This window comes from Nostoc sp. DSM 114167 (genome assembly GCF_052692655.1).
Genome location: NZ_CP195116.1, coordinates 4,591,511 through 4,606,393 on the forward strand (window position 1 = coordinate 4,591,511; position 14,883 = coordinate 4,606,393).

Sequence of the window (14,883 nt, forward strand, 5' to 3'; positions counted from 1 at the left end):
AAAAAGTGACGATTTACAGATATAGTGTTCCCAGATATCTCTAGTTATTTAGAAACAAGAATAAAAATTTACACCGGAATTTCAATGATAAATTCTGTACCTTCACCGATAACAGAATTGCAACTCAATTTGCCGCCGTGGGTTGATTCGACGATTTGTTTTGCGATCGCCAATCCCAACCCCGTACCTTTACCCACACATTTCGTAGTAAATAGATGGTCAAATATTTTTGATTTGACTGATTCACTCATCCCTTTACCGTTATCAGCAATGGCAATTTTAACGAGATTATTTTCGATTGAAGTTGTAATGGTAATTTGGTTGGGATTATCTTTGATGTCCTGAAGGTTGCGCCCGGTATTCGATTCATCTAATGCATCAATAGCATTAGCCAAAAGATTCATAAATACCTGATTTAATTGTCCAGGGAAGCATTCAACTTGCGGTAAATTTCCGTAGTTTGTAACAACTTCAATCGCCGGACGTTCAGGGTTAGCTTTCAAACGATGTTTGAGAATGAGAATAGTGCTATCGATACCTTCGTGGATATTAAACATCACTTTGTAATCGCGATCGGCACGAGAGAAAGTTCTCAAACTGGTGCTGATATTTTTCAATCTTTCGCACGCCATCGTCATGGAATCAAGCATTTTGGGCAAGTCTGATAAGCTATATTCCAAGTCAATTGATTCTGCATGGTCTTCGATTTCTTCACTTTTATTTGGGAAAGTTTCTTGATATAATTTCAGGTGTTCGGTAACATCGGCAATGGTGGGTTTAGTTTGTTGAAGACTGGCAGAAATAAAACCTAAAGGATTATTCATTTCGTGAGCAACACCAGCAACTAAGTTACCCAACACAGACATTTTCTCACTTTGAACAATTTGTAATTGAGCTTGTTGCAATGCCAGTTCTGCTTGCTTGCGATCGCTAATATCTAAAAACAATCCATCCCAAACGATCGAACCATCATCCTGGCGATGGGTTCGCGTTTCTCCGTGAATCCACTTGACGATTCCTGAAGAGGTGATGATTCGCCCCTCCCAATGCCAAGAAGATAGCGTTTGAACGAGATCGCTTGTGGACTGCTGGTAAGAAGCGAAGTCCTCTGGATGCACCATTTGTGTGAGAAAATCTACATTGGCAGTAGCCTGCTCTGGGGTGATTTCATACAGGTTGTAACAGTCGGCGCTGATATAAGTCAGTGTGGAAACCCCATCAGGAGTCATCTGGTATTGATAAACTACTCCAGGCACGTTATCTACTAAGTTGTGGAAGCGAGACTGGGCCGTATTCAACTCCGACAGCGACTGTTCTAATTGTTGGGCATTTTCTAAGGAATGTTCGTAAAGTCGGGCATTTTCCAAGGAAATGGCAGCTTGAGCGCAAAGTAAGTTGAGAAGTTCGACGCGCTCTTTTGTAAAGGCCCCCGTGACTAAACTGTTTTCGAGATATAAAATGCCCATCAACTTCCCTTGATGCAAAATCGGGCTGCACAAGATACTTTTCGGCTGCTGGCGCATGATGTATGGGTCGTTGGCGAGAGTCAAATCGGCAGTTGCATCTAGTAGCACAACAGTCTGCTTGTCATGTTTGACTTTGTAAATCAGTCTGTGGGGAATGTCGTGACTATCTTCAATGGGAATACGCTGCAAGACAATTGGCTTTGAACCTGTGGTAATCGCTCCTTTGATTAACAGGCGCTCGTCTCGCAAGAGCATAAACACGCATTTATCAGCCCCCGCATTTTCAATGACGATCTCAAGTAACGATGAAAGCAGTTTTTCAAATTCGATTTCACCTGAGATAGTATGAGAAGCTTTGAGAATGGCAGCTAAATCTAAAGCAACAGATACATTAGTACTGTCGGAAATGCTGGAACTGACGGATGTAACATTTGCCAATGTGAAGATTGTGTCTCTAGTGGAGAAGGGAGTATGGATTTGCTGGAGGATAGGGGTTAGCAGTTGCGGATAGTGTCTTTCCAGATCGGCAATTTTGGCCTTTGCACCCCATTTTGCGTAACAATAGTAAGCTTCTTGTATATAGCCTGCGGCGAATTTTTCTTTGCCCCATTCGAGGCAGAATTTACCTGCAAGTTCGTTTCCTAAGGCTTGTTCTTGCAGATAGCCATTGACTTCAGCAAGAGAAATAGCACTATCAAATAGTTCAATTGCTTGTGTTTTCTGTCCTGATAAAACGCTTAAAACTGCATTCACGAGATCGTACTTATGAGCAAAGTTTTCCGGACAACTAGCTGCCCATAGACTCAGTTGCGCTTGGTTTGATTTAACTTTTTGGATGTAACTATTGTCTAAACCTAGAGAATGACTCCGGCAGTATTCAGCTATAGCAATAGATTGATAGAAATTGATCGCTGCAACCTGATATTTTCCAGTAATTGTACCAACGAGGTCTTCAGCCCCCTGAGCCGATTTCAATGCCTCCTCATAGCGTCCGTAAAAACAGAGAATTTTAGTTTTTAGGAGCAAATAGTGGCAAATTGCATAATCGCTGTTGTTTATTCTACATACTTCAAGATGCTGCTGCTCAGTCGGGATATCAAGAGCAGAACTAGCTGTCAGTTCAGCAAGCGCAATGTTTAATCCAGAGAGCACATCCACAGTAAGCTGATAGTTAAGTTTCTTGGCACAAAATTCTAAATATTCAGGAAGATTTTGCTGAATTTCTAATAGGTTTTCTCCTGCATAAAATGGATTGAGCAGCTTGTACATCAAAAGATTACCTGAGAAAACCATCTCCCCAGACTGTAGCCCAGCCACTAATCCTCGATCGAAAATAGGCCCTGAGCAACGCAAGGGACGCACCCATGAAAGCAGATTATTCCCCAGCATATAACAAGCTTTGCATAGATTATCTGCTTGCTTAAATCGTTTGGCTAAACTTTCTGCAAGTACTCCAAATTCATAGCCAGATTGATAGTTGCTTTGATAATATCCGAGATACATTCCATAGGCGGAAAATCCGTTTCCTGATTCAGCTATTACGCCAAAATTGAGAGATACTGAAACCATCGATAACGCGACGACAAAGTATAGTTCTGCCTTTTGGAGAACATAAACGGGTACGATTAAATTATTCAATATTTTGATAATCAGGCGTTTTTCTGGATCGGTGGCTTCTGGTTCATCAACGAGCTGCTCTATTGTGCGATCGCCTAATTTCAATTGAATCTCACGTTGGTAAGATTCAAGTTTCTCTAGTAAGTCTATTTCTGATAAATCAAAATTCAAGCAAGACAATGCCTTTTGTCCATACTGAAGTGCTTGGAGGTACTGACCTTGCAATGTGAACATCAAAATCGCTAGGTTAAAGGCTTCAGCTCTTTCAATTTGTTGTCTTGCAAAGCGAGAGATCGCTTCAACAATGGCTAGAGAAGATTGAAAATCTCCAGACAAATATTTAACTTCTGCGAGATTGAAATAAACATCTAAGGACTTCTCATAACATTGCTGCCAACTATCTGGAGGTAACAAGCTCTCAGCTACCGTAAAGTAGTTAACAGCAACTCCATAGGCAGTAGACTCTTTAGCCTTTTTCCCGGCAATAGAGTTTAGTTGTAAAAGTTCTGAACGTTCTTCTTGGCTTTGATGAAGTACCAAGCCCTCATTTAAGTGATTGACGATCGCAAAAATTTTACTGCCTTGTTCTTCTTTTGAAACATTAGCAAGCAGAAGTTTGCCAATTTGGAAGTGGGTTGCTTGTCTCAAAGTCTCAGGAATGAGAGAGTAAGCGGCTTGCTGTACTCGGTCGTGGAGAAACAGATAACTAACAGTAATGTTATCAATTGCTTCTACATCGTGTCCTTTGCCCTGGAAAAACTTGTAGGTTGAGTTTTCTGGAATAACTAACCCGTCTTGAAGCGATCGCCACAAGTCTGCTGCTACACTATCTTGAGTAGCTTCACAGACTACTGCTAAGGTTTCTAAATCAAATCGATTACCAATGCACGCCGCTAGCTTTAATACTTGCTGTGTTGCTTCTGGTAGCCTCTGCAATCGTCGGATCGTAAATTCCACAACATCATCCGTCAGCGCCAACTGTGTCACCTGGGTTAAGTCACACTGCCAATAGCCGGAGGAACGATTGAAAAAAATACATTCTTCCTCGTGCAGTCCGTACAAAAACTGAATGGTGAAAAATGGATTTCCCTGAGTTTTTTGGTAGACCAAGTGCGAAAGTGGCGCAGCGATATTATTTGAACACTGCAATGTATCGGCAACTAAACAAGTAATATCTAATTCATTCAAAGCAGCCAACATGAGAGTATTGAGATTGACACCTTGTTTTCTAATCTCATTGAGGGTTAGCATCAGCGGGTGGGCTGGAAAAACTTCATTATGCCGATAAGCTCCCAGTACGAGTAGATAGCCTGCTTCTGACTCGCTCATCAACAATTTCAAAAGGTTCAAAGAAGCAGAATCGGCCCACTGCAAATCATCGAGGAAGATCGCTAAGGGATGTTCTTTTTTCGTAAATACCCGAATAAATTTGCCAAAGAGCAGATTAAACCGATTCTGAGATGCACTCCCAACTAATTCAATTACCGGGGGTTGGGAACCAATGATGTATTCTAGTTCGGGAATGACTTCAATCAGAACTTGTCCGTTTTCACCAACAGTCGCCAGGATTTGCTCCTTCCAGCGAGCTAATTCTGTATCGGATGCGCTGAGGATTTGTCCCATCAAGCTGCGAAAAGCTTGGACAAAGGCTGAAAACGGAATGTTGCGATTAAACTGGTCGTACTTCCCTTTGATGAAATAGCCGCACTGTCGGGTGATGGGTTTGTGGACTTCATTCACCACCGCAGTTTTGCCAATACCAGAAAAACCAGCCACTAGCATCAGTTCAGAACCGCCGCTAGCAACACGCTCGAAGGCTTTCAGTAAAGACTGAACTTCATTTTCCCGTCCGTAGAGTTTATCGGGGATAATGAAGCGATCGCACACATCATGCTGTGCTATTTCAAAGCTCTCAATCTTACCCGAAACTTGTAACTGATGCAGACAATTTTCTAAATCTAATTTCAGTCCTAATACATTCTGATATCTATCTTCAGCATTCTTCGCCATCAATTTACTGACAATTTTTGATAGTACAGATGAAATTTCTGGATTAATTTCGTGTACTAATGGTGCGATTTTGGCAATATGAGAATGTACCAACTCCATTGGATTGTTGGACGCAAAAGGTAACTCTCCAGTGAGTAATTCGTAGAAAGTTATGCCGAGTGAATAAAAATCTGTGCGATAGTCAATCCCCCGATTCATTCTGCCTGTTTGTTCGGGAGAGATATAAGCTAATGTTCCTTCTAAAACATTGGGGTTAACGAGGGTTTGGGTTTCTCTTGGTAATAGTGATGCAATACTAAAGTCAATTAATTTAACTTGTTTGGTTTCGGGATTAATTAATATATTGCTAGGTTTAATATCTTTATGAATAATCCGCTCTTGGTAGAGTAAATTTAAGGTGTCGCAGAGTGCGATCGCTATTTCTAAAAACTCTTGTAGAGAAGCGATATGTAGCGTCTGGTCAGAGGTGAAATAATCTGTCAGAGAAATTCCCCCAAAGTCTTCCATGACTAAAACATAGCCATTTTGGTACGGTTCTAGGCTATAAGTTTGGACGATTAGAGGTGAGTGGAGATTTTTCGCAATCACATACTGATTGCGAAACGACAAGAGTTCGCTGAAATTGGGATAAGGATTTTTCAGCAGTTTGATTGCTACTCTTAAAGAGTCAGTTTCTCGAACTGCTTGATAAACCACGGTTCTCGAACCGTTGTAGATTTCTGCGGTAACGTTATATCCAGGAATTCTCACAAAAGTGGCTATCATACTGCTGAAGAAGTGATGATTTACTGATATAGTGTTCCCAGATATCTAAAGTTATTTAGAAACAAGAATAAAAATTTACACCGGAATTTCAATAATAAATTCAGTGCCTTGACCAACAACAGAGTTACAACTCAATTTGCCGCCGTGGGTTGATTCAACAATTTGCCGAGCGATCGCCAACCCTAACCCCGTTCCTTTACCTACACATTTCGTAGTAAACAAATGGTCAAAAATCTTTTGTTTTACCGATTCACTCATTCCCTGACCATTATCTGCAATAGCAATTTTTACGAAATCATTTTGCACGGCAGTGGTAATAGTAATTCGGTTGGTATTGGCTTGAATATCTTCAAAACTTCGCCCAATATTCGACTCTTCTAAAGCATCAATAGCATTAGCAAGAATATTCATAAATACCTGATTTAATTGTCCGGGGAAACATTCAACTGGCGGTAAATCGCCGTAGTTAGTGACAACTTCAATCGCCGGACGTTCAGAGTTAGCTTTGAGACGATGTTTCAAAATTAAAATCGTGCTATCAATACCTTCGTGGATATTAAAAGGTACTTTGTAATCGCGATCGGCACGAGAAAAAGTTCTCAAACTGGTGCTGATGTTTTTCAGCCTGTCGCACGCCATCGTCATCGAATTAAGCATTTTTGGCAAGTCTTCTAAGCTATATTCCAAGTCAATTTATGACTCGTGGTCGAGGATTTCTTCACTCTTATCAGGTAAAGTTTCTTGATAAAGTTTCAAGTGTTCGACAATATCGGCGATCGTGGGTTTAGCTTGTTTAATACTGGCAGAAATAAAACCCAAAGGATTATTCATTTCGTGGGCTACCCCAGCAACTAAGTTACCCAAAGCAGACATCTTTTCACTTTGGATCGTTTGTAATTGGGCGTTTTGTAAATCAATTAGTGCTTGTTCTAAGTCGAGTGATTTTTGCTCTAAAGCAAGTTCAGCAATTTTGCGTTTGTGAAGTGCTGCTTGCTGTTCGCTAATATCTAAAAATAAGCCATCCCAAACCATAGACCCATCAGCAAATCTTTGGACTCTTGATTCGCCATGAATCCACTTGATAATTCCAGAAGGTGTAACAATTCGTCCAGACCATTGCCAAGGAGATGAGGTTTGAATCGAATCAATCTGGGACTGCTGATAACTCACGACATCATCTGCATACACCAGATTGTCGAAAAACTGCCAATTAGATATGGCTTGCTCTGGGGTAATTTCCAGCAAGCTGTAACAGTCGGCACTAATGTAACTCAACGATATAACCCCATTGGCACTCATGCTGTATTGATAAACTACTCCAGGTACATTGTTTACTAAGTTATGAAAGCGAGACTGTGCAGCACTCAATTCGGCAAGCGATATCGCTCTAATTGTTGGGCATATTCTAAGGAACGTTCGTAAAGTCGCGCATTTTCCAAGGAAATTGCAGCTTGAGCGCAGATTAAATTCAGGAGTTCGATGCGATCGCTGGTGAATGCCCCCGTTGCTAAGTTATTTTCTAGATATAAAATGCCTCTCAACTTGCCTTGATGCAAAATCGGGCTACACAAAATACTCTTGGGCTGCTGACGTATGATATAGGGGTCGTTGGCTAAGGTGGAATCTGCTGTTGCATCCAGCAGGACAATAGTCTGACTATTATGCAAGACTTTGTAAATGAGCTTTTGGGGAATATCCTGACTCTCCTCCACAGGAATTTTCTGCAACACTACTGGTTCTGTTCCCAGAATCATTGACCCTTTAATCAACAGGCGACTGTCTCGCAACAGCATTAACACGCATTTATCAGCTCCGGCATTTTCGATGACGATTCTCAGTAACGATGCAAGCAGTTTCTCCAGTTCGATTTCACTGGAGATAGTGTGAGAGACTTTGAGAATCGCTTTTAAATCTAGGATATCTGAGACACTACTGCTAGAAGTCGTAGAACTTATGGAGGTGACAGTCCCCAAGGCGAAGATGGTTTCGTTAATTGAGAAGGTCGAACGAGTTTGCTGTAATATGGGGGCAAGTAGTTGGGGATAGCGTTTTTCTAAATCAGCGACTTTGGCTTTTGCACCCCATTTGGCGTAACAATAGTAAGCTTCTTGCATATAGCCTGCGGCAACTTTTGCTTTACCCCAGCCCAGGTAGAATTTAGCTGCCAGTTCGTTAGCTAAGGCTTCTTCTTGGATGTAGCTGTTGGCTTTAGCTAGAGAAATAGCGCGATCGTAATAATCCCCTGCTTCATAATTCTTGCCTAATACCCGATATTTTTCTGCCTCTACCAAATCCACTTTATGCTGGTGATTCATGGGTGCATAATGCGCCCATTGCTGTAAAAGAGTTTGGTTTTCTATTACACTCTGCAATGCTGCTGATGTTGCATCTAATTCTGGATTCAATTGTGCCAAAGTCAGCAGCGAATCATAAAGATAAAATACTGGTTCGCTGACTAATCCCGCACCAGCCATAAAATAGCGCTTGACTTCAATAGCATGATTTTTCGCTGGCTCTATTTCTCCAAATAATAAACAAAGCATTAATTTATATAAATGGAAAATATACAATCCATATCCATCATTGGCGGATTGTAGCTGCTGGAGAAATTCTGTTTCTTCAAGGGCTTTTCCAGACAAAAGGGTGGTATGTTCTGCAAAACCCAGCAGATTTAAAACCGGTTGCCAATAAATCCGACAATAATTAGCAGTTGTCGATTGATTTATTTGCATCAAACTATGGCAGTAGGCGCTAATATCCTGCTCTAAAGTAGCCAGGGGTTGATTACACCAAAAAGAATTGAGACAAAAAGTGTGTCCATTATATCCAGCAAGTACCAGGTTTCCAAATTCTAAGGCACTGGTGTAACCTTCTTGCAAGAGAGGTAGTGTTTCTTGAATGTGAGATTTGCGGTGTATAATAAATATCCCCAAAATCATCAAAACTTCTGTTTTAGTGGCTTTGGCATCGAGTTTTGAGATAACCTGGAGTGCCAGAGAACCAAACTGCGTTCCTGTATCTACGATTTGGAAGAAATTGCAGAGAATATTGCCATAGTTTGCATAGCCGAAAGTAGAAGTCGATGTGTTACCGTACTGAATCGAGAGTTTAACGGACAAAGTATTCAGCAATGGGTACAACGGTGAGCCAGTGAGGTAAGCTGCTGGGCTGATGATATTGGCAATCTTCAGAATAGCGAGTTTTTCGGCATCTTGCATCTGTGGCAAGTTAACCAAATCGGCAATTTGCCTATCTCCAATCAGTTCCTCAATCTCTTGGATTTCTTGTTGCCAATCTGATGGTGTGGGTGTTTGGGGAAAGGTAACACCAAGCTGTTGTAAGACTGGTTGGGCGATCGCGATCGCACAAGTCAATTTACCTTGGAAAATCTGCGATTGAATTCTAATGCAGTAAACATTAACCTTTTCTAATAAAGAATGTGCCTGTTCAATGACAGTATCAATGAACTGTTCCATCACCTCAAAGTTGCCATTTAGCAGTGCTACTTCTGCCGCTAATTCATGCAAGGCGAGGGTCATTTCATACTGCTGCTGCCAAGTATTTTCTCCTAATAAAGACAATCCCACTGTGGCATATTCATTCGCTGCTTGATAGGCGGTGGAATTTTTGGCTTTGCGAGATGCAATCAGATTGAGTTGTGCTAATTCATTTCGTTGAGTTTGTTCGCTAATTAAAGCCGTGCCGTAATTTAATTGATTGACGATTTCAAAAATCTGGTCTTCTCTTGCTTGTGCGGAAATCTGTTGCAGCAGCAGTTGTCCGATTTTATAATGAGTCGTCTGTTTTTGGTCATCATGAATCAGGGAATAAGCTGCTTGCTGTACTCGGTCATGTAAAAATTTGTATGTAACAATCAGTTGATTTTCTGATGTACCAGCAAGGGTTTCTTGCCCGACGTAAAATTTATAAACATCACCAATTGGTAAAATTAACCCTTCTTGCAAAGCTTTCCATAAAGCCGCAGCCGTGTCAATTTCCGATTGTTGCGAAACAATCGCCAAAGTTGCTAAATCAAATTGAGCGCCAATACAGGCAGCAAGTTTGAGTACATTTTGAGTTTCATCGGGCAACTTTTGCAATTGCATTGCCATGAACTCTACTACATCATCGGTGAGCGCGAGTGTCTTCACTACTGCAATATCGCACTGCCAATGTCCGCCATTGAAGTCAAAAGTAATGTATCCTTCCTCGTGCAAAGCTTTGAGAAATTGGGTGGCAAAGAAGGGGTTGCCTTTGGTTTTTTGATAAACTAACTCTGTCAGTGGCAGTGCTGTTATTGGCGAACAACTCAGTGTATCGGTTATCAAATCATTAAGATGGGTTTGACTCAAAGGATTGAGAGTCAGGGTATTGACGATCGCCTCGGCTTTTTCAATCTCCTCTAGCATCAGCATCAGGGGATGTGCTTTTGAAACTTCGTTATCTCGATAAGCTCCGATGATGAACAGATAGCCGACCTCGCTTTGACTCATCAACACCTGTATTAAGTTGAGTGAGGCTGAATCTGCCCACTGCAAGTCATCTACGAACATTACTAACGGATGTTCGGCTGTAGCGAACACGGCGATGAATTTCACAAATAACAAGTTGAAGCGGTTCTGGGCTGCACTACCACCGAGTTCAGCAACAGGTGGTTGTTTGCCGATAATCTGTTCGAGTTCGGGAATGACATCTATTAAAACTTGCCCATTTTCACCTAAAGCAGATAAGACTTTCTCTTTCCACTGCATTAGCTGAATATCAGTTTCACTCAATAGTTGTGACATCAAGTCGCGGAAAGCTTGTACAAAAGCACTCAAAGGAATGTTGCGCTTGAATTGATCGTATTTGCCTTTGATGAAGTAGCCGCGCTGCCTGACAATCGGTTTATGCACTTCGTTGACGACGGCGGTTTTGCCAATTCCAGAAAACCCTGCAACGAGCATCATTTCTACCCCCCTATGTCCCGATTCAGGGGGGTTAGCGACTCTATCAAAGGCTTGCAGTAAAGTTGCTGCTTCGCTTTCTCGTCCGTAGAGTTTGTCGGGGATAATGAAGCGATCGCACACATCCCGACTCGCTATTTCAAAACTTTCAATCTTACCCGAAACTTGTAACTGATGCAGACAATTTTCTAAATCAAACTTCAGTCCTAATGCACTCTGATATCTATCTTCGACGTTTTTCGCCATCAACTTCATGACGATATCATCTAGTACTTGAGGAATTTCTCTTTCTGATTTGCTCGTCAATTTTTCTGGAAGTTTTGCAATATGAGAATGTACCAACTCCATTGGATCGTTTGATTGAAAGGGTAACTCTCCTTTTAGTAATTCGTAGAAAGTTACGCCGAGTGAGTAGAAGTCTGTGCGATAGTCAATTCCTCGATTCATTCTGCCTGTTTGTTCGGGGGAAATATAAGCAAGTGTCCCTTCTAACACATTGAGATTGACGAAGGTTTGGGTTTCTCTTGGTAATAGAGATGCAATACTAAAGTCGATTAATTTAACTTGTTTGGTTTGGGGATTAATTAATATATTGCTGGGTTTAATATCTTTGTGGATGATGCGCTCGCGGTAGAGTAAATTTAAGGTGTCGCAGAGGGCGATCGCAATTTCTAAAAATTCTTGTAGAGATTGTCGGCTTTGGCTGAGGAGCCATTCTTTGAGAGAAATCCCCCCAAATTCCATTACCAACGCATAGCCATTCTGATAGGGTTGGAGGCTGTAGCTTTGGACGATTAGCGGTGAGTTGAGATTTTTCGCAATGGCGTACTGATTGCGAAACGACAAAAGTTCGCCAAAACTCGGATATGGATTTTTCAGCAGTTTGATCGTTACTGGTAATGAGTCACTCTCTCGATACCCTCGATAAACTAGGGTTCTCGAACCATTGTAGAGTTCTTCGTTAACCTTGTATCCAGGAATATTTACAAAAGTGCTAACCATGCTGCTAAATCTTTAAGACTCCAAATTTAGTATTCCCAGATGTCTGAAATTGTTTACTAAACGAGCCAAAAATTATACTTAAATTTCAACGATAAATTCTGTCCCCTTACCCAGAACTGAGTTAAAATGCAATTTTCTGTTGTGAGTCTCTTCGACGATTTGTCGAGCGATCGCAAGTCCCAATCCTGTACCTTTACAACCGCTTTTGTAGTAAATCAATGGTCAAATATTTTCGATTTTATTTGTTGATTCATTCCCTTGTCATTGAAAGCAAAAATTTTGCCAATTAGGAATTTGGATAATTCTTCCTTACTGTTGTGAATCCAAAACACGTCACAGTTTTAACTGGTAAGGTAAGGACGACAAACCCTGTAATTTTTGCTAATACAGAAGTGCAGTTCAGCTTGCCACACTGAGTTTCCTTGATAATTTGGCGTTAGCGTTCGCGGAGCGTCTCGAAGAGAAGCTCACCGTTGGCGTTCGCGTTAGCGTCTCTGAAAGAGAAGCCTCTCGTAGAGAAGGTATCGCTAGCTTTGTTAATTTTTATAACTCAAGCTTGATTAAAAACCGTGCCTAACACTAGCTAACAGGGGTAATTTATTAACAGTTGCACAGTTAAATACACTTAAGTTAATCTTTAAACTACCTATGGCAATACTTGTCGGGTTTTGGGGAAAAGGGGAAGAAGAAAGGGGAAAGAAAAAACCTTTACCCTTTAACCTTTACCCCAAACCCAATGCCGAGTTAAAAATGGTTAACCGAGCAGTATTGCTACCTATGGGCACTCCAATTAAAGGCATATTTAGAATCAATCGACAACAATACAAAAGATGATTAACTATTAACTTAATGATTAACAGACGCCAATTTTTAAAAGGGGTGACAGCACTTTCTAGCTTATCTTTAGGTGGTTGTGGCTGGAGGCTAGCTGAAGTACGTGCTAATTCTAATACCAATAGTCAGCGCGACCAACTTTATATCTTTACCTGGACGCAATATACTGACAATCAATTATTGAAAACTTTTAGCGCTCAAACTGGCATAAAAGTGCTGGCAGATGTCTATGATTCCAATGATGTCATGCTGGCTAAATTGCAAGCTGGAGGCGGTGGCACTTACAGCATCATCAATCCATCTGATTATATGGTGCAGAAGATGGTAGACAAAGGTTTGCTAACAGAAATAAATCACGATCGCTTAATCGGTCTAGAGAATTTATTTCCTCGGTTTGAAAATCCTAGTTATGACCCCAATAACCGCTATAGTATCCCTTTTAATTGGGGAACAACAGGTTTACTTTATAATTCCGAAAAAATTAAAGATGCACCCCAAGACTGGGATTACCTTTGGCAAAATCAAGAGCAACTTAATCAACGAATGACTTTGCTCAATGATGTTCGAGAAGTGATGGGTGCAACCTTACGAATGCTCGGTTATTCTTATAACTCAAAAAATGAACAAGAAATCAAACAAGCTTATGAAAAATTGAAAGTTTTAAAACCTGCGATCGCCCGTTTTGACACCGACGCTTGGCAAAATCAAATTCTGGCAGGAGATTTATTATTGGCAATGTGTTATTCGGCAGATGCAGTGAAAATCTCTCAAGAAAATCCTAAATTCAAATATGTGATTCCTCGTAGTGGTTCTTCATTATGGACAGACACTATTGTAATTCCCAACACAGCCCCCAACCAAGCTGGAGCCTATGCTTGGATTAACATGATTTTGCAACCAGAAATCGCAGCCCAAATCACTCAACGCCTGAATATTTCTACGCCGAATAGCGCCGGATTTGAGCAATTACCAAAAACAATTCAAAACAACACTAATTTGTTTCCGCCAGAGTCACTGTTAAAAAATTGCGAACGTGTTACACCTGTAGGAGAATTTGAAGAGGTTTACGATCGTTATTGGACTCAATTAACTAGCAGTTAAAAGAGTTAGGAGTTAGGAGTTAGGAGTTGGGAGTTAAGAGTGATTAATTTGGAAAAAAATGAAATTTCTAAAATAGACAAATTGCAGCACCCCGTTAGAAATTGGCTGCAACCCTTGGTATTGCTTGCACCATCTGGGATTTGGCTATTACTTTTGTTGGTGCTGCCATCTTTGCTCATTTTCGAGTTAAGTTTAGTTGCAGATATCCGACCGGGAGATTTGGTCAACCCCAACGGATTCAAAAACTACATCCGAATATTTGACTCCCTTTACGTGCAAGTAATTTGGCGATCGCTATTTTTTGCGTTTGGTACTACCATTATTTGTTTAATTTTGGGGTTCCCCGTCGCCTATTGGATTGCTCAGATAGCGCCACAGCGTTGGCGAAATTTACTGCTATTAGGCTTTGTTCTACCTTTGTGGACTTCTTCCTTACTCCGTTCTTATGCATGGATTACAATTCTTCGTCCTACTGGTTTATTAAACAGTTTACTCAGCAATTTAGGCTTGCCTACTTGGGAATTACTTAACAATAGTCAAGCTGTATTGATTGGCATGAGTTACAGCTTATTACCTTATATGGTTTTGATTTTATATGCTTCTCTTGAAAAGCTAGACAAGCGGTTGTTAGAAGCTGCGGCTGATTTAGGTGCAAATCCGGTGGAAACTTTTTTCCAAGTAACCGTACCGCAAATTTTTACGGGAATTGCGGCTGCTTCCATGCTTGTATTCATCACAGGCTTAGGGGATTTTGTCGATCCAGAATTACTCGGTGGTGCTTCTAGTATGACGGCGGCGCGGTTAGTTTATAATCAGTTTCTTGGAGCAACGCAAAATTGGGGATTTGGTTCAGCCTTGAGTATGACGTTAATTTTGCTTGTTAGTATTGCGATCGCACTTTTAATCAAGTTTGGGGAAGCTACACCCAAACGCTAAACTTTTGGTCGCTCACTTATAATAAAGGCATCAAACGCCAGCGAGACAACGGTTATGCTCTCACCCAATCTCAAAAATGCGTTACCAACTACTGACGAACTTCCCTGTTCAGACGATACGCCAGTGGATAACGAAGATTAAAACACAGATGCAGAACAGGCACAACAAGAGCGATCGCGGGCTGAACAATTAGCCGAGTATTTACG

The 14,883-nt window shown here is 41.1% G+C and carries 4 protein-coding genes and 2 pseudogenes; 2 read left to right on the top strand and 4 right to left on the bottom strand.

All coding sequences use genetic code 11. The features are described 5' to 3' along the window. Nucleotides 1-68: 68 nt before the first annotated feature. The 4 genes and pseudogenes from NSTC731_RS19585 to NSTC731_RS19600 form a co-directional block, all read right to left on the bottom strand. Nucleotides 69-5,858 (bottom strand): AAA family ATPase, encoded by a 5,790-nt coding sequence (locus tag NSTC731_RS19585; protein WP_445626395.1) that lies wholly within the window; start codon nucleotides 5,856-5,858, stop codon nucleotides 69-71. A 75-nt stretch (nucleotides 5,859-5,933) separates the two neighbouring features. Next, nucleotides 5,934-7,157 (bottom strand): annotated as a pseudogene (locus NSTC731_RS19590) (ATP-binding protein). A 65-nt stretch (nucleotides 7,158-7,222) separates the two neighbouring features. Further along, nucleotides 7,223-11,806: an ATP-binding protein gene (locus tag NSTC731_RS19595; RefSeq protein ID WP_445626396.1), complete on the bottom strand. Its 4,584-nt coding sequence runs from the start codon at nucleotides 11,804-11,806 to the stop codon at nucleotides 7,223-7,225. Between the two features lie 78 nt (nucleotides 11,807-11,884). Beyond that, a pseudogene (locus tag NSTC731_RS19600) lies at nucleotides 11,885-12,078 on the bottom strand (ATP-binding protein); the annotation flags it as partial. 577 nt (nucleotides 12,079-12,655) lie between these two features. Between NSTC731_RS19600 and NSTC731_RS19605 the strand changes: the two are divergent. After that, nucleotides 12,656-13,741 (top strand): ABC transporter substrate-binding protein, encoded by a 1,086-nt coding sequence (locus NSTC731_RS19605; protein ID WP_445626397.1) that lies wholly within the window; start codon nucleotides 12,656-12,658, stop codon nucleotides 13,739-13,741. A 42-nt stretch (nucleotides 13,742-13,783) separates the two neighbouring features. Then, nucleotides 13,784-14,677 carry an ABC transporter permease gene (locus NSTC731_RS19610; RefSeq protein WP_445632130.1) on the top strand — a complete coding sequence of 298 codons (894 nt, stop codon included), beginning with the start codon at nucleotides 13,784-13,786 and terminating at the stop codon, nucleotides 14,675-14,677. Nucleotides 14,678-14,883: the final 206 nt, after the last annotated feature.